Genomic DNA, 21,762 nt, shown 5'->3' with positions numbered 1-21,762 from the left:
CGTCCGATCAGACCACCAGGAAGTCGTCTGCAGTCAGGTTGAGGCCCGCGTCCAGAGTGGCGAAGTGGATCGCCGCGCCGCCACCGGTGCCGTCCGCATCGTAGAGGAGGCGCCCGTTCGTCTGATCGTAGATGATCCGATCGCTTGCATCCGCTGCCATTGCTCCGATGGTGAACGCTGCCGAGGACAATGCGCCGACGGACAGCGCCGTGAATACCACGTCGTCGAGCCAGATCGCGTCGTCCTCGACGAGACTGAAGTCGGTGACCGTATCGACATTGTTCGCACCGAGGGTGGAGGAGAAGGCGAAGACGTCGCTGCCGCGGCCGCCGGTCAGCATGTCGTTGCCGAGCCCGCCGTCGATCGTGTCGCGGCCGGCGGCGCCGTCGAGGGCGTTGTCGCCGGAATTGCCGGTGATGGTGTTGGCGATGCCGTTGCCTGTGCCGTCGAGATCCGCGCTGCCGCCAAGGCTCAGCGTCTCGAGATTGTATCCCAGCGTGTAGGAGATCAGCGCCCGCACTTCATCAACGCCTTCATGCACCGCCTCGATCACCGTGTCGGTGGTCTCGGTGACGACATAGAAGTCGTCGCCGGCCTCACCGCGCATCTCGTCGGCTCCGGAGCCACCCCTCAGCGTGTCGTTGCCCGCCCCGCCGATCAGCGTGTCGTTGCCATAGGCGCCATTGAGGTCGTTGTCGCCGGAATTGCCGGTGATCGTGTTGGCGAGGCTGTTGCCGGTGCCGGCGAGGTTGCCGGCGCCGCCGAGGCTGAGATCTTCGACATTGGCGCCGAGGGTGCAGGAGATCAGCGCACGCACCTCGTCGGTGCCTTCGCCGGCGTTCTCGATCACGCTGTCGGTGGTGTCGGTCACGACATAGAAGTCGTCGCCGAAGCCGCCGCGCATCTCGTCGTCGCCGGCACCGCCCCTGAGGGTGTCGTTACCGGCGCCGCCATTCAGCGTGTCGTTCCCGTAGGCGCCGTTGAGGTCGTTGTCGCCGGAATTGCCGGTGATCGTATTGGCAAGGTCGTTGCCGGTGCCATCGATGTCGCCGGTGCCGCCGAGGCTGAGGATCTCGACATCGTCGGACAGCGAATAGGAGACGAGGGTGCGCACTTCGTCGGTGCCTTCGCCGGCGTCCTCGACTACGGTGTCGGTCGTCTCGGTGACGACGTAGAAGTCGTTGCCGGTTCCGCCGCGCATCTCATCGGCGCCGGCGCCCCCTCTGAGGGTGTCGTTGCCGGCGCCGCCGATCAGCGTGTCGTCGCCATAGGCGCCGTTGAGGTCGTTGTTGCCGGCATTGCCAATCAGCGTGTTGGCGAGCTCATTGCCGGTACCAACGTAGTTGCCGATGCCGCCGAAGCTGAGGGTCTCGAGGTTCTGGCCCAGCGTGTAGGACATGTAGGTGCGCACCTCGTCGATGCCTTCGCCGGCCTCCTCGATCACCGTGTCGGCGGTTTCGGTCACCACATAGAAGTCGTTGCCGGTGCCGCCGCGCATCTCGTCGGCATCGCCGCCGCCCCTGAGGGTGTCGTTGCCGGCGCCGCCGATCAGCGTGTCGTTGCCGGCCGCGCCGTTGAGATCGTTGTTGCCGGCGTTGCCGATCAGCGTGTTGGCGAGTTCGTTGCCGGTGCCTGCGAGATTGCCGGTGCCGCCAAAGCTCAGGATCTCGAGATTACGGCCGAGGGTGTAGGCCATGTAGGTGCGCACCTCGTCGATGCCTTCGCCGGCCCCCTCGATCACCGTGTCCCCTGCCTCGGTGACGACGTAGAAGTCGTCGCCGATGCTGCCGCGCATCTCATCATTGCCGCCGCCACCGCGCAGCGTGTCGTTGCCGTCGCCGCCATAGATCGTGTCGTTGCCGGCCGCGCCGTTGAGATCGTTGTTGCCGGCGTTGCCGATCAGCGTATTGGCAGTGGCGTTGCCGGTCCCGTTGATGTTGCCGGTCCCGCCGAGGCTAAGGGTTTCGACATTGGCCGAAAGAGTGAAGGAGACGAGGGCCCGCACTTCATCCATGCCTTCGCCGGCGGTTTCGATCACGGTATCGCCGGCGTCGGTCGCGACATAGAAGTCGTTGCCGGTGCCGCCCCGCATCTCGTCATTGCCGGAGCCGCCACGCAGCGTGTCCATGCCGGCTCCGCCATCGAGCGTGTCGTCGTCGCCATACCCAGTGATGAGATCGTTGCCTCGGTTGCCGACGAGGTGATTGGCGGAGTCGTTGCCTTCCAGCGTGTCTTCGCCGTCGCCGCCAACGGCGTTCTCGATGCCCGCGAACGTGATGTAGGTGCTGTCGATCAGCGAGACTGCGCCCTCCCTGAGGTCGATCAGCGAGTTCGTCGCCAGTGCCGCAGCATTCGCCCAGTCGGTGCCACCGTCGGTGTCCTCGATCGTGGCGCGTCCGTTTTCGCGCGACACCGACTCGCTGAGCTCGTCGGTGAAGTGGTAGACGTCGTCGATGCTGGACCCGGGACTGTTGGTATCGTTGATGCCAAAGGCTTCGATCGTGAAGGCGTTCAACGTGCCGGTGTTGCCGGCGACCGTGTCCGTCACGCGGATCGTCCAGTTGCCCTGGAGATTCTCGCCCCGAAAGGCGTTGGCCCCGAAGGTCCAGCTCAGATAGCCGCCGGGAAGATCGTCGCCGTCACCCTTTGCCCCATCGAACAGCTCGACCGACGTGCCGTCGGGAGAGATCAACTCGATGAGAAGTTCGGACAAGTCGCTGTGCGTCACGTCGAGCGTCACATCGACATATTCGACGGAAAAGCCCGGCGGCGAGAAAGTGGCGAGGACACTCGTCACCGAGTTGTCGGTGAGAGCGACGTTGGGCGTGCTCGAAATCGAGTAGAAATCCTCGTTGGCGCTGGTCTGCGCATCGCTGAAGAGGTGCCAGACCTCGGCCAGGCGCACCGCGTTGTAGGCGTTGATCCCGCCAAAGCCGTAGTCCTCGGAGAAGTGCAGCCCGCCGCCGTTCCAGTTGTCGGCACCGTTGTAGAACCAGTCGTGCTCCTCGTCTGTGGTCAGCGCGCCGCCGACACCGCTGCCGACCTCCATGGCCGAATAGGCGAGGATCGTCTGGACGTCGCGCCAGCCGAGGTCGGGGTTGGCCTCGAGCATCAGCGCGACGACTCCGGCGGCGATCGGCGTCGCGCCTGAGGTGCCGCCGAAGCTGTCGGTGTAGTCGCCCGGATCGTAGCCGTTGCTGCCGGTCTCGTCGGTGGTGACGAGGCCTTGATAACCGCCGTTCGAGAGTGAAGAGATCAGGAGGTTGGCGCCGTAGTTGGAATAGTAGGACGCGTCGCCGGTATCGTCATAGGCGCCGACCGAGATCGTCGCCCGGGTGGCGTTGATCACCGTCTCGCCATTGGCGTTGGCGTTGTCGTTGCCGGCGGCCTTGAGGTTGATCGTGCCGAGCCCGTCGCGACCGGTTGACAGCGAGGCGTCGAACGCTGCTGCGCGATCCTGATCGTAGGTCGAGTTCTGGAAGTTGTAGCCCCAGCCCCAGCTGAGATTGGTCACGTCGAAGTGGTCGAGCTGATCGAACGCCTCCTGGTAGTAGTCCGAACCGCCTGCCGCAAACAGTGTGCGCAGGTTCACGCCCGCGAGCGTTGCGCCAAAGGCGACGCCGACTGATCCCGTCCCGTCGGCTTCCGAGGCGATGAGCCCGGCGACGGAGGTGCCGTGCGGCTCGGAAACCGGCATCGGGTCATGCACCGATCCGTCGATCGTCAGGTGGAGGCTCGGGTCGTAATTTCCGTCGAGATCGGCGTGAGTGTATTCGATGCCGGAATCGTAGACGCCGACCGTGACGCCGTTGCCGTTATATTCGTCCCAGATCGTCTCGATGTCGCCGAGAAAGTCGAAGTGCCACTGGTCATCGTAGAGATCGTCGGAGGGGATGAATGTTCCCTGCCCAGCTGCAGGCGTGGTGTCGCCGTCGTTCTCGAAGTCGGTCATGCTGGAGCTCCCGGGTTCGGGTGATGCGATCTGGTCGCTGGGATGGAAGACGAAGAGCCGAGCGGCCCGGCCTAGAAGGTCGTTCGTCACCGGCGCGGTTCTGCTCGCCGGCACGGAGGAGCCGGCCTATGCCGGATCGAGTTCCAGGGATTCCAGTTGCAGCGTCGTGCCGCTGCACGGGCTGCCGCCCCCGCCTGCGGGCCGGCCCACGAGCCTGACACGAGTGCCGGGCTTGAGCTTCCATTGCGGCACGGGCGAGCCCTGTAAAGAGAAGACACGGCCATCGTCGAGCCGCACCTGAGGGCAGACGACGCCGGGTTCGATCCGGCCTTCGCCGGACACCCTGCCATCATTGCCGTTTGTCGAAATGTCTCGCGCGGCAGTGCCGGCATCGGCTTTCGCCGCCTTGCTGCCGCCGGGAAGGGGGCTGCAGACCGCCATGGTTCCGGCGAGAACGGGAACGAGGCTTCCCCGCATGCGACAGCCGACCATGTGCGTCCCCGTTTGCGTCCAGGCGAGGCGGAAAGATCATGGCCGCACCACGACCAAAGTCTTCCGCCGCTATCCAAGGCGACCGGGATCGACTGTCAGCGCCGATCGTCAGGCCAATTCATGACGTAGCGTCATTCACGGAGACCATAAGTGCGGAAGTTACGTTACGCAATGGTTTCTCACGGCGAGATATTTGGCCGGCTGCCTTTTGCAGTCGGCCTTGGTCTCGCCGAATACGCCGCTCACATGCGAAGAGGCTGGCCAGCGGGACGCTGCCTCTGACGAGAACGGAACGTGGGAAGATGCGAAGAGAGGGCCTGCCATCCGCGGCGACCGGCGGAATGGCTAGCCGGGCGGTCGGCTATTCCGCGACGATCTTGTATTTCTCGCCGCTCTTCACCGCGTCGTCGGTGCCGAGCTCGTTGAGCAGGCGGAACATCCGCTCGCGGCTTTCGACACCGACCATGCGGGCCGACATGGTCTCGGCGGTATCGCCGGGACGCGCCTCGACGATGCGGATGCGCAGCGGCTTCAGCGCCGCCTGCTCCTGCGGCGAGAGCTGGTGGAAGGTTTCCGAAACCCGCGAGGCGATCTCGCCCGCATCGAGCGCGGCCTTCGCCGGCACGGCGGTGAGGAAGCGGTAGACCTGGCCGCCGAGGCGCACCACGGTGACGTCGAAATTGTATTCGCCGCCGCGCGCCTTGGCGGAAACCGCCTCGAGGCCGTGGATCCGGCCCTGCCGGACGCTGCCGGGCTCCAGCCCGCCGATCCAGCCGGAATTGACGTATTCGACGAGGCTGCGATTGGGCGGCAGGGCGACGCCGTCGAAGCGGATCGCCGTGTCGTCCGGCCCGGTCGCCATCACCGCCTCGGCGGTGTTGTCGAGCACGAAGCCCTTCGGCACGGTGAAGGAGATGCCGAGGCCGGGATGCAGGAAGGTGCGCTCGCGGACATAGCCCTCGACGGCGGAATCGCCGAACAGCATGCCGTCGATGCCGGCGAGATAGCGGTCGCGGTCGCGCGTCCCGGTGCCAGGAGGGCCCTCCCTGCGGGCGAGCTGCTCGGCGAGATCGATCCGCTGCGGGGCGGAGGGATGCGAGGCGAGGAAGTCGAGATTGGGATCCTTCGCCTGGAAGGCGTTGCGCATCTTCGAATAGGTGTCCATCGCCTTCAGGAACCGCGAGGCGGCGAAGGGATCGTAGCCGGCGCGGGCGATGTGGCGGATGCCGAGCGCGTCGGCCTGCAGCTCCTGCTGGCGGGAGAACTGGGCGAGGCTGAGCTTGCCCTTGGCGAGGGCGATCTGCCCGGCCGACTCGTTGTCGAGCACTTCCGAGACGACGCGGCTCGCCAGCTCTGCCGCCTGCTCGCGCTGCTGGCGCTGGATGCCGTGATTGGCGGTGATGTGGCCCATCTCGTGGCCGATCACTGCGGCGACTTCGGAGGAATCATTGGCGAGCGCCAGCAGGCCGCGGGTGATGTAGACATAGCCGCCGGGCAGGGCGAAGGCGTTGATGTTGGGCGAATTGAGGATGGTGATCCGGTAGGCGCGGTTCGGATCGTCGGTCGCTGCCGCCAGCTTGCCGACGATACCGGCGAGCGTCTGCTCGAGCTTCGGGTCGGAATAGGCGCCGCCATAGGCCGCCAGAATCTTCGGATGCTGGCTGCGGCCGATGACCGACTGGGGGTCGCCCTCCTGCGCCGTCTCGAAGGTGATCGGCTGGCGCGTCGAGGTATAGCCGGCCTGCATGCTGCCGGAATTCTGGTCGGAGAAGCTGTCGAGACCTGCCTCGATTGTCGTGCAGCCGGAGGCGACGACGAGCGCGCCGACGGCGGCGGAGCGCAGCAGCGCCCGCATCGTCGGACCGAACCCAGAATCAAGCCATGGTGATGTCATCGACGCGATTGACGCCTCGTCCGTCCCGACCGCGACTTTTGATCTCGCCGCCTTACCAGTTGCAACTAACCGAATCGGCTGCCCTTGCGATAGCGCCGCAAGGCAACATCGCCGATCAATTCCCTGAAAGGAATCCCCTCGATCCCCCGATCTTGCCACTAGACAGGAAATCCGCCGGAAATGCGTCACACGTTTTGTCTCGCAAGGCCGAGATAATGTGAGACCCGCGGGTCGCCGGCGCCGGACAGCATCGCTCCGGCGGGGCCGATCGCGGCGATCTCGCCGGCTTCGAGATAGGCCACCCGGTCGGCGTGGGAGGCGGCATCCTCCGGGTGGTGGGTGACCATGAAGATGGTGGCCGGCGCGCCGCCGTCGCGTCTGCGCAGTCCGGCGAGCAGTTCCAGCATGTCGCGCCTCAGCGCCGGCCCGAGGGCGGCGAAGGGCTCGTCGAGTAGGATCAGCGGCCGCTCGCGCAGGAATGCCCGCGCCAGCGCCACACGCTGGCGCTCGCCACCCGACATTTCGGCGGGCCGCCTGTCGCCGAAGCCCTCAAGCCCGACCGAGGCGAGGGCTGCCTCGACCAAGGCGCGCTGCGCCCTGTCGACCCTCAGCTTCGGCGTGATGCCGAGGGCGACGTTGCGAAAGGCGCTGAGTTGCGGAAACAGGTTGTTCTCCTGAAACAGCATGGAGAGCGGCCGCTCGGCCGGCGAAAGCCGCGTCATGTCGATGCCGGCGATGAGGACGCGGCCGGCCTTGGGCGTCAGAAAGCCGGCAGCAAGATCGAGCAGGGTCGACTTGCCGGCGCCGCTCGGGCCGATCAGCGCCAGCCATTCGCCGCTTTCGACGGACAGGTCGAAGCGCATCGAGAATTCGCCATGGGTGAAGCGCACGTCGTCGAGCCGCAGCGCCGCCGTTGCACCCGTATTGCCTCTGATCGCCGCACCGCCCGTCAAACTGCGATGTCCCTTCGTTCGATAAAGCCGCGCTCGACGATCGCCATCAGGGCGATGGTGATCAGCCCGAGAAGCAGCGCCAGGCCGGCGGCGTCGGCGGTGCGGTAGCTGCCCATCCGCTGCAGCAGGAGATAGGGCAGCGTGACGAAATCGTTCGAGCCGAACAGCGCGATCGCCCCGAGATCGCCGAAGGACAAGGCGATCGCGAAGGCGAAGGCGAGGGCCATTGGCCGGCGCAGCACCGGCCATTCGACAAAGACGAGGCGGGCAAGGCCGGTGAGGCCGAGGCTCTCGGCGAGCCTGCCGGTTCCGGCATTGGCCTCCCGCAGCGCCGGGCCGACGATCCGCACGATGAAGGGCATCGCCATCACCGCATTGGTCGCGACCACGACATAAGGCCCGGCGGCGAGGACGTCGGTGAAACCGCGCAGGAGCAGGAACCAGCCGGCGCCGACGATCACCGGCGAGACGACGAGGACGAGGCTCGTGGCGAGTTCGAGGAGATTTCGCGCGGAGCGCGCGGCGACCCCCTGCCGCGGCCCCCGGCCGAGGGCTTCGATCGCCATCAGGACCAGGGTCGAGACAAGGAGGGACAGGCAGGCGGCGGCAAGCGAGACGGCAAGGCTGGTTGCCGCCGCATCGATGACGGCGGGCTCGGTGACGAGGCGCGACAGGTCGGCGGCGAGGCCCGAGACGAGGATGGCGACGAAGGGGCTGACCACGAACAGCGTGCCTGCGGCGACGACGAGCGGGTCGAGGAGACCGCGGAGCGGGCCCGCGGCATCGAAGCGCCTCGCCTTGCCGCCGAGGCCGAAGCCGCCGGCGGGATCGCGCCCGAACCGCAGCGTCACCGAGAGCACGGCGGCGGTCAGGACGATCTGGATCAGCGACAGGCCGATGGCGCGGGCGGGATCGAAATCGTAGCGCAGCGCCTGATAGACGGCGACCTCGAGGGTCGTTGCGGCCGGCCCGCCGCCGAGGACGAGGACAATGGTGAAGCTCGTCACGCAGAGCATGAAGATCAGCGCCGCGGCACCGGGAAGGGCGCTCTTCAGCGCCGGCCATTCGACCAGGCGGAACACCGTCGTCGAGGGGAGGGCGAGCTGGCCGGAGAGCTTCCAGGCCTCGGCCGGCACGCGGTCGAGGGCGGAGACGAACAGCCGTGCGGCGAGCGGCATATTGAAGAAGACATGGGCAACGAGAATGCCGGAAAGGCCATAGATCTCCAGCCGCGGCAGGCCGAGCGATGCCATTGCCTCGGAGACGACGCCGTTGCGGCCCCAGATGGTGATCACTGCCAGGGCGCCGACGAGGACGGGCAGCGCCTGGGGCAGGAGGAACAGCCGCAGGATCAGCCGCCGCCCGGGAAAGCGCAGGCGATGGAGCGCCAGCGCGAAGGGGATCGCGAGGAGGACAGACAACAGCGTCGAAAGCCCGGCCTGCAACAAGGTGAAGCCGAAGATCGCGCGGACATAGGGATCGAGGGCGAGGCTTTCGAAATCCGGCGCCTGGCCGCCGGCGGTGAGCAGCACGACGAAGCCGCCGAGGAGAAACGCGATGGCGAGAAGGGCGGCGCCGATTCCCGCGCCGATTCGGATCCGGCGATCGGTGCGGGTGTTCATGGGACGTCGCGGTCCGCAGGTCGGGTCGGCGCTCTACGAGATACCCCCCTCTGCCTGCCGGCATCTCCCCCACAAGGGGGGAGATCGAAGCGGGAGTGGCGGCGCCTCCTCGGCAGCGTTTTTGCCGCCGCAACCGTTGACGGATTGGAGCTGCGCCCGACGCTGCCTGATCTCCCCCCTGGCGGGGGAGATGCCGGCAGGCAGAGGGGGGCGCCCAGCCGCACCGGCACAGGCTTCCCTCCGCACACCAACACGCCCGCTCTCACCTCGCCCCGACCGCCTGCAGCCATTCGTTCGTCCAGGCCCGGCGGTTCTTCGCCACGGTGTCGGCGTCGATCAGCAGCGGCTTGGCGACCGTGACGAGATGCGAGAATGCCGCCGGCAGTTCGACGTCGCCGCGGACCGGCAGCGTCCAGTTGGTGGTCGGCAGCACCGACTGGGCATCCTTGCCGACGAGGAAGGCCAGGAATTCCGAGGCGAGTTCGGCATGCGGGCTGTCCTTCAGGATGCCGGCGACCTCGATCTGCAGATACTGGCCCTCCGAGAAGCCCGCCGCCTTGTAGCGTTCGGTGCCCTCCTCGATCTCGTGATAGGCGGGCGAGGTCGTATAGGAGAGGACGATCGGCACCTCGCCCTTGGTGAACAGGCCATAGGCCTCGCTCCAGCCGGGGGTGACGGTGAGGATGCGGGGCTGCAGCGCTTTCCATTTCGCCGCGGCCTCGTCGCCATAGACCGCCTTCATCCATAGGAGGAAACCGAGGCCGGGGGTCGAGGTGCGCGGGTCCTCGATGACGATCTTCTGCCCGGGATCGCCCGAGACGAGATCGTCAAGGCTCTTCGGCGGCGTCTTGACCGTCTCGGTGTCGTAGACGAAGGCGAGATAGGAATAGTCGTAGGGCACGAAGACGTCGTCGGAAAAGCCGGTCGGCACCGTCAGCCCGGAGGTGTCGATGCCGCTCTTGGCAAACATCCCCGTCGCCTTGGCTTCCGGGATGAGATCGGAGGTGAGGCCGAGGGCGATGTCGGCCTTGGTCGAGGGGCCCTCGAGCTTCAGGCGGTTGAGAATCGCGACGCCGTCCTCCAGCCCGACGAAATCGAGCGTGCAGCCGCAGGTCTTCTCGAAGGCGGCCTTCAGCTGCGGCCCGGGACCCCAGTCGGCGGAGAAACTGTCATAGGTGTAGACGGTGAGCGTCGGCTTTTCCTCGGCTACGGCCGGATCGGCAAGGAGACCCGTCGCAAGGATGCCGGCGGCCGCGACGATCGCGGGAAGGGTTCGGCGAATGCGGGGAAGGGCAGGCATCGGCGCGGCTTTCGTTTCGCCGGCGGCTGTCGATGCGATGCGTCCAAGGTGGTCCCGAGCCGCGCCCGCAATCCCTCCGCCGGCATGATCCGGATCAGGTTCGACGGGTTGGCTTCTCGCCTCTCAGCCTCTGCGGCACCCCGTGTGAGCTGGGCGGAAAGGTAACGGCTGATCGGGCGAATGCAAGGGGATGGAAGACTGGCGAAGATATCAACGCCTCGTCATCCCGGACTTGATCCGGGATCCATTCCAAATCGATGACGCGGTCGCGCCTTGCGACCGCCATCAGTTTGTTATTATGGGCTGAAGAGACATTGCAATGCAGAGGAATGGATCCCGGCTCGGGGGCCGGGATGACGACGTATCAGATGCTTTAGCCATTTTGTAATCCGACCTGCCTTGAAGTCCGACGATAAGCCACCGCCCCGTGCGGCGCAGTCGATCCTCAAAACACGCTCGCGCCATGCTCCGCGTCGCCGACCGCCAAGCGGAACGCCGCAAAGAGCTCGCGGCCGAGGCCGAACTCGTTGGCGGACAGGTCCGGCGTCTCGGGCGCGCGGGCCGAAAGCGTCGCTGCGTCGACCAGGACTTCCAGCGTGCCGGTCTCGCCGTCGAGGCGGATCATGTCGCCATCCTTCACCCGGGCGATCGGTCCGCCGGTCTTCGCCTCGGGAGTGACGTGGATCGCCGCGGGCACCTTTCCCGATGCGCCGGACATCCGCCCGTCGGTGACGAGGGCGACCTTGTGGCCGCGATCCTGCAGCACGCCGAGGAGGGGCGTCAGCTTGTGGAGTTCCGGCATGCCGTTCGACTTCGGCCCCTGGAAGCGGACGACGGCGACGAAGTCGCGGTCGAGCTCGCCGGCATCGAAGGCGACCTTCAGCTCGTTCTGGTCATGAAAGACCTTCGCCGGCGCCTCGACGACGCGGCGCTCCGGCTTGACAGCCGAGACCTTGATCACCGCCTTGCCGAGATTGCCGTTCAGCATCCTGAGGCCGCCATTGTTGGAGAACGGCCGGTCGGCGGTGGTGAGAACCTTGGGATCGCCGCTCTCCTTTGGCGCGTCGTGGCGCACCACCTGATCGCCGTCGGCCGAGAGCTTCGCCTCTATCGCATAGGCCCTGAGGCCGCGGCCCCAGGCGGTGCGCACGTCCTCGTGCAGGAGGCCGCGATCGAGCAGTTCGCGGATCAAAAAGCCCATGCCGCCGGCAGCGGCGAAGTGGTTCACGTCGGCAAGGCCGTTCGGATAGACCCTGGCGAGCAGCGGCGTAACGTCCGACAGGTCGGAAATGTCCTGCCAGGTGAGCTTGATGCCGGCGGCCGCGGCGATCGCCACGAGATGCATCGTGTGGTTGGTCGAGCCGCCGGTGGCATGCAGGCCGACGACGCCGTTGACGACGGCCCGCTCGTCGACGACGAGGCCGGCGGGCGTGTACTCGTTGCCGAGTGCGGTGATCGCCAGGGCCCGGCGGGTCGCCTCCCTGGTCATCGCGTCGCGTAGGGGCGTGTTCGGATTGACGAAGGACGAGCCCGGCGTGTGGAGGCCCATGATCTCCATCAGCATCTGGTTGGAGTTGGCCGTGCCGTAGAAGGTGCAGGTGCCCGGCCCGTGATAGGACTGGGACTCGGCCTCCAGAAGCTTGTCGCGACCGACCTTGCCTTCCGCGTAGAGCTGGCGGATGCGGCTCTTCTCGTCGTTTGGCAGACCGGACGTCATCGGCCCGGCCGGAACGAAGATCGCCGGCAGATGGCCGAAGGTCAGGGCCGCGATGGCAAGCCCCGGCACGATCTTGTCGCAGATGCCGAGATAGACGGCGGCATCGAACATGTCGTGGGAGAGGCCGACGGCCGCGGCCATGGCGATGACGTCGCGCGAGAACAGCGACATCTCCATGCCGGTTTGCCCTTGCGTGACGCCGTCGCACATCGCCGGAACGCCGGAGGCGACCTGCGCCGTCGCGCCGATCTCGCGCGCCGCCTCGCGGATCAGCTCGGGGTAGCGCTCATAGGGCTGGTGGGCCGAGAGCATGTCGTTATAGGCGGTGATGATGCCGAGATTGGGGGTGTGGTCGTCGGCCAGCCGCTCCTTGTCGAGCGGGCCGCAGGCGGCGAAACCGTGGGCGAGGTTGCCGCAGGTGAGCGTCGTGCGCTTCGGACCCTCGGCGCCCTTGGCCCGGATGCGCTGGAGATAGGGCTCGCGCGTCGGCGCCGACCGCTCGCGGATGCGATCGGTGATCTCTTCGATACGGCGGTCTGCAGTCATGCTTCGTCCCCTTGTCGAATGGTGGAAGCGCGGCGGGCGCCTCAGGCGCCCGGGGCTTCGACGTTGTTCGCCGCGCCGGGCACGAACCGGAAAGGCGGCAACCGGATTTTCGAGCTCGTGCCCGAATGATGCTGTCGGCGGAGCAGGGGTTGCAGCCGCCGGCCGGAACCGGATCGGCTGCCCCTTCAATCTGTCACGGCGCCCAGAAGACGTCGAGAGGCCCGGGCCTTGCGGCACCGAAAACCGCCCGCACCGGCATCGCCTCGACCGCGCCGGCGGCCCGCGCCGCCTCCAGCGTCTTCAGCTTCTCCTCGCCCTCGATGTGGATCGCGAGGAACCGCGCGTCGGCAATCATCGGGAAGGTGAGCGTCACCCGCGCCTCGTCCTGATCGAGCGGATGGACGATGGCAACGGCGTCGTCGGTGTTCGGGTCGAGGCAGCCGGCAAGCCCCGGCGCATGCGGAAACCAGGAGGCGGTGTGACCGTCATTGCCCATGCCAAGGATCACCGCGTCGAAATTGCGGCCGATCCGGTGGAAGCGGTCGTTCAGCGTGTCGAGAACCTCTTCCGGCATGTCGCTCGGCTCGTAGAAGGGAACGAAGTGGGCCGCCGCGGCCCGGCCGGTGAGGAGGTGGCGCCGCAGCATTGCGGCGTTGGAGCGGGCGTTCTCCTCGGGCACCCAGCGCTCGTCGACCAGCGTGACCGTCACCTCGTGCCAGTCGATCTCGGCCCCCGACAGCTTTTCGAAGAAAAGCTTCGGCGTCGAGCCGCCGGAGACGGCCAGCCGCGCCTCGCCCTCCGTCGCGATGGCGCCTGCGAGCACGGCGGCGACGCCGGCGGCCAGCGCCTCGGCGAGCGCTTCACGGGTTTCGTAGCGATGGAACGCCGGTTCGGCCATCTGGCACCCCTCGATCCCTTGGCTGGCGCGGCCCCTTTCCGGCCAGCACAGGCGGGCCGGCGGGACGGCGTGTTGCTGCGGTCAGTCCGGCTCGTGCCAGGTGCGGCCGTCCCGCTCGATCAGCGCGACCGAGGCGGACGGGCCCCAGGTGCCGGCGGTGTAGCCCTGCGGCTTGACCGATTTCTCGGCCCAGGCCTTCAGGATCGGATCGACCCATTCCCAGGCGGCCTCGACCTCGTCGCGCCGCATGAAGAGGGTCTGGTTGCCGCGAATGACGTCCATCAGCAGCCGCTCATAGGCGTCCGGATTGCGGGTCCGGAACGATTCGGCGAAGGTCATGTCCAGCGGAACATGCTTCAGCCGCATGCCGCCGGGGCCGGGATCCTTGATCATCAGCCACTGCTTGACGCCCTCGTCGGGCTGCAGCCGCATGACCAGCTGGTTCTGGGCGATCTTGCCGGCGGCGCTTTCGAACATCGAATGCGGGATCGGCCGGAAGGTGACGACGATCTCCGACATGCGCTCGGACAGGCGCTTGCCGGTCCTCAGGTAGAACGGCACGCCGGCCCAGCGCCAGTTGCCGATCTCGGCCTTGATGGCGACGAAGGTCTCGGTGTCGCTGTCGCCATTGCCGAGATCGTCGAGATAGCTCTTCACGGCATTGCCGCCGGACGCGCCGGCCTTGTACTGGCCGCGCACCGTGTTCGTCTCGACATTCGAGCTGTCGATGGACTTCAGCGCCCGCAGGACCTTCAGCTTCTCGTCACGCAGCGCGTCGGCATCCATCGCCGAAGGCGGCTCGAGCGCGACGAGGCAGAGCAGCTGGACGATGTGGTTCTGCACCATGTCGCGCAGCGCGCCGGCCTTGTCGTAGTAGCCGGCGCGGCCCTCGAGGCCGACCGACTCGGCGACGGTGATCTGTACGTGGTCGATATGGGTGGAATTCCAGATCGGCTCGTAGAGGGCGTTGGCAAAGCGCAGCGCCATCAGGTTCTGCACCGTCTCCTTGCCGAGATAGTGGTCGATGCGGAAGATCTGGTCTTCGCGGAAATGCCGGCCGATCGTGGCGTTGAGCTCGCGGGCCGAATCGAGGTCGCGGCCGACCGGCTTCTCGACGACGAGGCGCGAATGCTCGTTGGAAAGGCCCTTGCCGCTGATCCGCTCGGCGATCGGCGCGAAGAGCGATGGTCCGACGGCGAGGTAGAAGGCACGGATACGCGAATGGCCTTCCTCGTCGAGAAGCGCCCGCAGCTCGTCCCAGCCGCCATCGGCCTGGGCGTCGACGGTGCGGTAGTGCAGCCGCGACAGGAACCGGCCGAGCGAGGTCTCGTGGATGTCTTCCGGCTTGACGTGCTTGGTCAGCGCCTCGCGGGCGAATTCACGATAGGCCTCGTCGGAGAATTCCGAGCGCGAGGCGCCGATGATCCGCGATTCGGGCGGGATCTGGCCGTCATGGTCGCGGTGATAGAGCGCCGGGAGCAGCTTGCGCTCGGCAAGGTCGCCATTGCCGCCGAACACGACGTAGTCGAACGGGTCGACCGGGATGATCTGGCTGGACATCGGTCACTTCCTGATCCGGTTTTCGGGCAGCTCTTGCGCCAAGATGCCGCGGCGACAGGCTGCTCCGTGGCGAGGCACTAGTCTAATCGATTGAATTTTTCCAGTGCCAATAAAAACTCTTCGACGCAGCCCCGATCGTCAAGCGGCAGCAGCCAGGCATGGGTGTCGGAGGCGCGTCCAGGGATCAGCATCTATCGCGTGCCGCCCGCCGAGCAACCGCCGGGGGCATAGGCGCGGCAAATGGTCAGTCCGGCCGGCGCGCCAGCGCGCGCTCGAGGGCGGCGATCAGCTGGTCGGTGGCGAACGGTTTCTTGATCGCCTCGACGCCGTCATTGGCCGATTGCGGCAGCTCGACCTTCTCGCCGTACCCGGTGACGAAGACGAAGGGGATGTTCTTTTCGTCGAGCAGCGGCACCAGCGCAAAGCTCGTCTCGCTGCCGAGATTGACGTCGAGCAGCGCCACGTCGACCGCCTCGCTCTCGACGATCCGCCGCGCCTCGGCGACGTTGGTGGCGGTGAGGACGCGGGCGGCGCCGTTGTCGAGCAGCATCTGCTCGGCGTCGAGCGAGATGATCATGTTGTCTTCGACGATGAGGCCCGATTTGCCGCTGAGGCTCATGGGTGCGGCGATTTCCGCCGTCATTGCGTTCACTTGACTACTTTCTTTGGCAGGATTTTCCGGCGCTGCGGCCTCGGGCGTCTCGTCGAGCCAGAAGACCTGCGGCGGCAGCAGGAAGCGCGCCCGCACGCCGGCAAGGTGATAGTCGACCGTGACCTCGCCGCCGAGGTCGTGCGGGATCGAGCGTTCGATGATGGTCGAGCCGAAGCCGCGGCGGGTCGGCGACTGCACGGGCGGCCCGTCGCTCTCGCGCCAGAGGATCTCGCAGCACTCGTTCTCGTCGATCCGCCAGCTGACCTCGATCCGCCCGCGCGAATCCGACAGGGCCCCGTATTTGGCGGAGTTCGTCACCATCTCGTGGAAGACCAGAGCGAGCGTCGAGAAGGCCCGCGCCTCGACGAGGATCGGCGGACCGTCGAGCCGAACACGGCTGACCTTGTGGCCGATATAGGCCTCGATCTCGGTCTGGATGATCGATCCGAGGCTCTGCGGCTGGTAGTGGTCGTTGGTGATCTGGTCGTGCGCCCGCGCCAGCGCCTGGATACGGCCGCCGATGATCGCCGCGAATTCGTCGGCAGTCTTGGCGCCGGCCCGGCTCTGGACGACAAGCGCCCGCATCAGGCTGAGGATGTTGCGGACCCGGTGGTTCAGCTCGGCGATCAGCAGTTCCTGGTTCTGGGTCGCCCGCTGCTGCTGACGCTCGCTCTCCTCGTTAAAGCGCAAGAGCACCTCGAGGATCGAGACGCGCAGCGCCTCGGCCGCCTTGAGATCGGAAATCGACCACGGCGCCGACTTGTCGCGCACCGTTTCCTGCCAGGCCTCGAAGCTCTTGCGCGGGGTGAGGCGTGGACCATTGGGCCCGTATTCGACGGGCTTCTCGTCCGGCCGGCCGGCCCAGGTGACCGTCTCGATGATTTCCCGCCGGAAGAAGATCAGATAGTCGCGGGGCGAGCGCGAGATCGGGATGGCGAGGAGGCCCGCGGCGCGATCGGGAAATTCCTGCGCCTTCGGATAGACGGCGGAAAGCTGCTCCGTCGCGTAGACGCGGCTCGCCGCGGCGCGGTTGAGGAAGCGCGCAATGCCCGGCATGTCGTCCGGGAACGGGCAGCGCCCCACCGTCCGAACGACGTCCTTCGCCCAGACCGCGAATCCGTCGCAGGGGATCAGCTCGCGGAAGTCGTCGGCGAAGTCGACCAGTTCCTCCATCGTCGGCGAGGTGGCGACGAGACGCCCGACCACCCGGTCGTGCAGGTCGCGGGCCTCTTCCTCGACCTTGCGCATCTCCTTGGCCAGCCGGCCCTCGATGACCAGCGAGACCATCTCGCCGAACAGTTCCATGGTGCTGCGGGTTTCCATGGAGAGCTGACGCGGCGCGTAGTGATGCAGGGCGAACAGCCCCCACAGCTTGTCGTCGATGACGATCGAGATCGAGAAGGACGCGCCGACGCCCATGTTCTTGAGATACTCGACATGGATCGGCGAAACCGCCCGCGTGACCGACAGGGACAGATCGAGCGGCGCGCCGTTCGGATTGGTCGGCGGGACGATGTCGACATCCTGTGAATTGATGTCGGCGATGATCCGGATGCGGTTTTTCAGATAGAGGCGGCGGGCCTGACGCGGAATGTCGGTGGCCGGATAGCTGAGCCCCATGAAGGGCTCGATGCCACGATTGAGCGCCTCGGCGACGACGCTGCCGGCGCCGTTGTCGTTGAAGCGGTAGAGCATGACGCGGTCGAAACCGGTCACCGCGCGCAACTGACGCACACATTCCCGATAGACGCCATCCATCGTCTCGCAGCGCTGGATGCGGGCGATCATCGACTTGATCAGCGAGCCGGGATTGCCGACGCCGTTCGCATCGACATTCGATACCTCGATCTCGACGACGATCGACACGTCGGACATGTGGATGGCGATATCGAAGCGCCGGCCGTCCTCGAACAGATCGACGCCGAAGACGCGTTCCGACCCGTCGTTGGGGGAGAGAAGCTGGAGCTTGCCTCGGATAGCATGAAGGGCCGAGGAGGGCAGGATTTCCGCCAGCGGCGCACCGAGAAGATCATCGGGCCCGCGCCCGAACACCTCGCCGATATTTGCCGAGATGTGCTGAATGATCCAGTCCGTCGACATGGCAACGAGATAGCCGAAGGTCTGGATCCGCCCGAGAATATGGATCGGTTCGCGATCGCAGTTCGACAGATCGAGCTCGTCGGAAGAGGGCCCGGAAAAATTCATCGCGATAAATGCTCCTCTCTGCGAGCCGCGACGACCCGATCGAGGGAACGTTCAAACAGGGCGAATGTTGCAAGAGCGGCTTCCGCCGCGCTCTCGTAGGCCCCCGCTACTGCGGCGAGGGCGTCCGACGATGTTCCCATGGCAGGTGCATCGAAGGCCGCACCGAGAAATTCCGTCGAAATGCCGCTCCGGGGTGCGATCATGCCGGCCATTTCCAGGCGGCGATGGATGAACCTGGCACCGAGCTTCGAGCCGTCGAGAACATAGGTAACCCCGGCCGCTTCGGTCGGACCATAGGGCGCAAGGACGAAGTCGGCCGTTGCCGTACCATCGAGCCCCATCGCTGCTGCATCGGTCTCAAGGCGCTGCAGGTCGGCATCCACGGATGTCTTGAGGTCCGGAGCCGTTTCGATGGATTGCGCCGCAAGAAACGCCGAGAGCCCGCGATAGGCCGTCAGGTTCATCAGGACGAAGCGATGGTAGTCGGACGCCTCGGGCCTCGCGGCAATCGACGCAAAGCGGGCATCGAGCTGCGCATGCGCCTTCGCCGTCCGCGAACGCAGATAGCTCCGCAGCCCGTCTGCGGCAGGGCCGCCCCGGGTCTTTGCATCGCCATTCGTGGTGAAAACCGATATTTCGTTCATTAATGTCCGAATTGTATGTCTTTTTATGCACTTACAAGGGTGGTCAAGCGGCGCGAAACGGTCGCACCAGCAGCCTTTTGCGGTATTTGCCGTTGAAAAGTCTGGCAGATCACGGCTTGCGTCACAGCCAGATTTTCTTCGCTGCGGCAGCGACGCTCTGATCCCCGGCCGGTTCCCCTGACCAGTGGAGAAAAAGTCCCCGCGGAGATGGCCCGAATTCTGTTGCTGATAAGTGGAGCGATTCCAGAAAACGCTGCGCAACGGCTGAATTATTCGTAGCCGGCAATGAGAGCTGTTGTCTTTGGTGAATGACTTCCTACCGCAGGGCGTGGCGACAGGATCCTGCAACTTTGTACTTGCGCTACAATTTGTCGCGTAAAGAAAACCACGTCATTGCCAGGAAAAGCAGCGACGCCCTGAGGCGGCGGCCACCGGGGAAGGCCGGAATATCGAGCGCCTCGAACTCCGCCAGCCGGTCGCGGTTGCCTGCGACCCTTTCGGCATAGAGCCGGCCGGCAAAATTGGCGAGCATCACGCCGTGGCCGGAAAAGCCGCCGATCGTGGTCACGCCCGGCGACAGCGTGCGCACGAAGGGCAGGCGCTGCATGGTGATGCCGACATTGCCGCCCCAGGCATGGGTGAGGCGGACCCCTTTGAGATGCGGATAGACCTCGGCGATCTGCTTGCGGATGTGGCGGGTGATGTCGCCGGCCTCGGAGGTATAGGCCTCGCGGCCGCCGAACAGCAGGCGGTTGTCGATGCTCTTGCGGAAGTAGCGCACCACGAAGCGGGAATCGTCGCAGGCTTCGCCGCCCGGCAGGACGGGGGTGCCTTCCGGCAGCGGCTCGGTGGCGCCGATGAAGGAGCCGATCGGCATCACATGGGAGTCGATCGCCCGATCGAGGTCGGGGCCATAGGCGTTGACGGCATAGAGCACGCGCTCGGCGGCGATCTCGCCATGACCGGTGACCGCGACGACACGGCCGTTCTCGCGGCGGGTCGAGAGGACGGAGGTTTCCTCGAACAGTTTCGCACCGCTGGAGGCCGCGACCTTGGCAAGGCCGACCAGAAGCTTCAGCGGATTGACGTGGCCGGTGCCGGTGTCGCGGATGCCGCCGAAATAGCGCGTCGAGCCGAGCCGCTCGGCGGTCTCATCGCCGTCCATGTAGCTGACGCTGTGATAGCCGTAGCGGCTCTTCAGCGTCTCGACCTGGCCGCGATATTCCGGCAGGTATTTGCGCTTGTGGGCGACCGAGAGCTGACCCATCCTCAGATCCGCGTCGATGTCGTTCGCGGCGATGAACTCGAAGAGATGGGCTTTCGCTTCCTCGGCGAGATCGAACAGCGCTTTGGAGCGCTCGAAGCCGTAGAGGGCCTCTACTTCGCCCGGCCACAGCCGCTGGCCGGTCCCCATCTGGCCGCCATTCCTGCCCGATGCCCCGTCGCCGAAGCGGTGCGCCTCGACGAGGGCGACGTCGACGCCGCTGCGGGCCAGATGGATTGCCGCCGACAGGCCGGTGAAGCCGCCGCCGACGACGAGGACGTCGACCTTCTCGGCGCCTTCGAGCCGCGCAAAGCGCGGCCGCTCGACCGTGTCCTGGTAGTAGCTGCGGCCGGGCGCGATCGGCGAGACGTAGCTGTCAGTCATCGTGCGGTCCCGGCGTCAGACCTGAAGCAGCAGGAATTCGCGCTCCCAGGGGCTGATCACCTGCATGAAGGTCTCGTGCTCGCCGCGCTTCACGCCGGCATAGGTACCGACGAACTCCTGGCTGAAGACGTCCCGGAAGTGGGTCTCCGCCTCGAAGGCGGCGACCGCCTCGAGCAGGCCGCGCGGCAGCTCGATCTCGCCATCCTCGTTGACGGTCAGGTCGGTCGGTTCCTCCGGCTCGACCTTGCCGGTCATGCCGAGCCAGCCGCAGGCGAGCGAGGCGGCGATGGCGAGATAGGGGTTGGCGTCGGAGGAGGGCAGGCGGTTCTCCACCCGCCGGCCGGCCGGGTCGGAATTCGGCACCCGGAAAGCCGTCGTGCGGTTGTCGTAGCCCCAGGCGGTGTTGGTGGGCGCGCCCATGCCGTAGGTCAGCCGACGATAGGAGTTGACGTAGGGCGCCATCATCAGGAGCGCCTTCGGCACGTAATGCTGCATGCCGCCGAGGAAGTGGCGGAACAGGTCCGACGCGGTGCCGTCTTCGTTGGAGAAGACGTTGCGGCCGGTGCGCGCATCGACCACCGACTGGTGGATGTGCATCGCCGAGCCCGGCTGGCCCTGGATCGGCTTGGCCATGAAGGTCGCGTAGATGTCCTGGCCGAGCGCCGCCTCGCGGATCGTCCGCTTGAACATGAAGACCTGGTCGGCGAGCTCCAGCGGATTGCCGTGGCGAAGATTGATCTCGAGCTGGGCAGCGCCCTCCTCGTGGATCAGCGTGTCGATCTCCAGCCCTTGCGCGTCGGAGAAGTCGTAGATGTCGTCGATCAGCTCGTCGAACTCGTTGACCCCGCCGATCGAATAGGACTGGCCGGACTGGATCTGCCGCCCGGAGCGGCCGATCGGCGGTACCAGCGGATAGTCGGGATCGACATTCTTGGAGACGAGGTAGAACTCGATCTCCGGCGCGACGACCGGCTTCCAGCCCATGTTCTCGTAAAGGTCGAGAACCCGCTTCAGCACATTGCGCGGCGTATAGCCGACGGCGGCGCCGGAATGGTCGACGAGATCGCAGATCACCTGGGCGGTCGGGTCGTTCTCCCAGGGGACGAGGCAGAGCGTCGAGAGATCCGGCACGAGCTTCAGGTCGCCGTCATTCGGCGAATAGCGGAACTCGCCGCTCTCTTCCGGATATTCCCCGGAGATCGTGTGCATGAACAGCGCCGAAGGCAGCGCCAGCGAGGTGTTGGCGGTGAACTTCTTCGCCGGCATCATCTTGCCGCGGGCAACGCCGGCAAGATCCGGGGTGATGCATTCGAGATCGTCGATGCCGCGCAGCTGCAGCCACTCGCGTGCCTCGTCCATGGAGCGAACGCCGCGCTTCGATTCGAGGAAGGCGCGGGTTTCCTCCGGCGAGAGCTTCAGATGGGCGAGATCGCGCTTCACCGGCATCGGCGCGCCCTTGATCGGGCTCGCCTCGTTGCCGCCGGACCGGCGCCTGGAGTCGATCCGCTCGGGCGTCAGGGGACGCGAGGATTTCGGCTTTTGAGGTGTGGACATGAATGCCTGTCTGAAGGGCCTTGAAGGGGCTGACAGCCAGGATACAGGCTTGTGAAGGGCGAGGAAAGGCCGGTCCCGGAGCGGCAATCGGCCCACCACTTCCGGCAGGGCCCGCGCTGAAAGCT

Annotated in this window: 13 protein-coding genes and 1 riboswitch; all 13 genes read right to left on the bottom strand. The window is 66.3% G+C overall.

Annotation, left to right across the window (positions count from 1 at the left end):
* Positions 1-7: 7 nt before the first annotated feature.
* Positions 8-3,952, bottom strand: coding sequence for a S8 family serine peptidase (locus E3C22_RS15250; protein WP_134762886.1), 3,945 nt, complete (start codon positions 3,950-3,952; stop codon positions 8-10).
* A gap of 126 nt (positions 3,953-4,078) precedes the next feature.
* Positions 4,079-4,393: a hypothetical protein gene (locus E3C22_RS15245; RefSeq protein WP_167591787.1), complete on the bottom strand. Its 315-nt coding sequence runs from the start codon at positions 4,391-4,393 to the stop codon at positions 4,079-4,081.
* 412 nt (positions 4,394-4,805) lie between these two features.
* Positions 4,806-6,299 (bottom strand): M48 family metalloprotease, encoded by a 1,494-nt coding sequence (locus tag E3C22_RS15240; RefSeq protein ID WP_134763037.1) that lies wholly within the window; start codon positions 6,297-6,299, stop codon positions 4,806-4,808.
* A gap of 224 nt (positions 6,300-6,523) precedes the next feature.
* Positions 6,524-7,201: a thiamine ABC transporter ATP-binding protein gene (locus E3C22_RS15235; RefSeq protein ID WP_134763036.1), complete on the bottom strand. Its 678-nt coding sequence runs from the start codon at positions 7,199-7,201 to the stop codon at positions 6,524-6,526.
* An 86-nt stretch (positions 7,202-7,287) separates the two neighbouring features.
* Positions 7,288-8,913, bottom strand: a complete 1,626-nt coding sequence (locus tag E3C22_RS15230; protein WP_134762884.1) for a thiamine/thiamine pyrophosphate ABC transporter permease ThiP — start codon at positions 8,911-8,913, stop codon at positions 7,288-7,290.
* 262 nt (positions 8,914-9,175) lie between these two features.
* Complete coding sequence (gene thiB / locus E3C22_RS15225) at positions 9,176-10,213, bottom strand: thiamine ABC transporter substrate binding subunit (RefSeq protein WP_134762883.1); 1,038 nt, start codon at positions 10,211-10,213, stop codon at positions 9,176-9,178.
* Positions 10,214-10,266: 53 nt separating this feature from the next.
* Positions 10,267-10,366, bottom strand: a riboswitch (TPP riboswitch).
* A gap of 292 nt (positions 10,367-10,658) precedes the next feature.
* Complete coding sequence (gene edd / locus E3C22_RS15220; protein ID WP_134762882.1) at positions 10,659-12,476, bottom strand: phosphogluconate dehydratase; 1,818 nt, start codon at positions 12,474-12,476, stop codon at positions 10,659-10,661.
* A 193-nt stretch (positions 12,477-12,669) separates the two neighbouring features.
* The gene (pgl, locus tag E3C22_RS15215) at positions 12,670-13,374 is read right to left on the bottom strand and encodes a 6-phosphogluconolactonase (protein WP_134762881.1); all 705 of its coding nucleotides are present in this window, start codon (positions 13,372-13,374) and stop codon (positions 12,670-12,672) included.
* An 81-nt stretch (positions 13,375-13,455) separates the two neighbouring features.
* Positions 13,456-14,934: a glucose-6-phosphate dehydrogenase gene (gene zwf, locus E3C22_RS15210; protein WP_134762880.1), complete on the bottom strand. Its 1,479-nt coding sequence runs from the start codon at positions 14,932-14,934 to the stop codon at positions 13,456-13,458.
* A 244-nt stretch (positions 14,935-15,178) separates the two neighbouring features.
* The gene (locus tag E3C22_RS15205) at positions 15,179-17,791 is read right to left on the bottom strand and encodes an HWE histidine kinase domain-containing protein (protein WP_134762879.1); all 2,613 of its coding nucleotides are present in this window, start codon (positions 17,789-17,791) and stop codon (positions 15,179-15,181) included.
* Positions 17,788-18,435 (bottom strand): heme oxygenase-like domain-containing protein, encoded by a 648-nt coding sequence (locus E3C22_RS15200; protein ID WP_134762878.1) that lies wholly within the window; start codon positions 18,433-18,435, stop codon positions 17,788-17,790. The genes E3C22_RS15205 and E3C22_RS15200 overlap by 4 nt, the downstream gene beginning before the upstream one ends.
* Before the next feature lie 361 nt (positions 18,436-18,796).
* Positions 18,797-20,083, bottom strand: coding sequence for an NAD(P)/FAD-dependent oxidoreductase (locus tag E3C22_RS15195; protein ID WP_134762877.1), 1,287 nt, complete (start codon positions 20,081-20,083; stop codon positions 18,797-18,799).
* Between the two features lie 15 nt (positions 20,084-20,098).
* Positions 20,099-21,529 (bottom strand): glutamine synthetase family protein, encoded by a 1,431-nt coding sequence (locus E3C22_RS15190; RefSeq protein WP_134763035.1) that lies wholly within the window; start codon positions 21,527-21,529, stop codon positions 20,099-20,101.
* Between the last annotated feature and the right edge of the window lie 233 nt (positions 21,530-21,762).

Origin of the sequence: Jiella endophytica (assembly GCF_004519335.1) — a bacterium.
GTDB lineage: Bacteria > Pseudomonadota > Alphaproteobacteria > Rhizobiales > Rhizobiaceae > Jiella > Jiella endophytica.
Note: the sequence above shows the minus strand (reverse complement) of the source record. Positions and strands in the feature narration are given on the sequence as shown.

What these genes read in the sequence shown, in the direction of transcription:
- E3C22_RS15250 (WP_134762886.1), bottom strand. Translation starts at nt 3,952, where the DNA reads ATGACCGACTTCGAGAACGACGGCGACACCACGCCTGCAGCTGGGCAG.
- E3C22_RS15245 (WP_167591787.1), bottom strand. Translation starts at nt 4,393, where the DNA reads ATGGCGGTCTGCAGCCCCCTTCCCGGCGGCAGCAAGGCGGCGAAAGCC.
- E3C22_RS15240 (WP_134763037.1), bottom strand. Translation starts at nt 6,299, where the DNA reads ATGCGGGCGCTGCTGCGCTCCGCCGCCGTCGGCGCGCTCGTCGTCGCC.
- E3C22_RS15235 (WP_134763036.1), bottom strand. Translation starts at nt 7,201, where the DNA reads ATGCGCTTCGACCTGTCCGTCGAAAGCGGCGAATGGCTGGCGCTGATC.
- E3C22_RS15230 (WP_134762884.1), bottom strand. Translation starts at nt 8,913, where the DNA reads ATGAACACCCGCACCGATCGCCGGATCCGAATCGGCGCGGGAATCGGC.
- thiB (WP_134762883.1), bottom strand. Translation starts at nt 10,213, where the DNA reads ATGCCTGCCCTTCCCCGCATTCGCCGAACCCTTCCCGCGATCGTCGCG.
- edd (WP_134762882.1), bottom strand. Translation starts at nt 12,476, where the DNA reads ATGACTGCAGACCGCCGTATCGAAGAGATCACCGATCGCATCCGCGAG.
- pgl (WP_134762881.1), bottom strand. Translation starts at nt 13,374, where the DNA reads ATGGCCGAACCGGCGTTCCATCGCTACGAAACCCGTGAAGCGCTCGCC.
- zwf (WP_134762880.1), bottom strand. Translation starts at nt 14,934, where the DNA reads ATGTCCAGCCAGATCATCCCGGTCGACCCGTTCGACTACGTCGTGTTC.
- E3C22_RS15205 (WP_134762879.1), bottom strand. Translation starts at nt 17,791, where the DNA reads ATGAATTTTTCCGGGCCCTCTTCCGACGAGCTCGATCTGTCGAACTGC.
- E3C22_RS15200 (WP_134762878.1), bottom strand. Translation starts at nt 18,435, where the DNA reads ATGAACGAAATATCGGTTTTCACCACGAATGGCGATGCAAAGACCCGG.
- E3C22_RS15195 (WP_134762877.1), bottom strand. Translation starts at nt 20,083, where the DNA reads ATGACTGACAGCTACGTCTCGCCGATCGCGCCCGGCCGCAGCTACTAC.
- E3C22_RS15190 (WP_134763035.1), bottom strand. Translation starts at nt 21,529, where the DNA reads ATGCCGGTGAAGCGCGATCTCGCCCATCTGAAGCTCTCGCCGGAGGAA.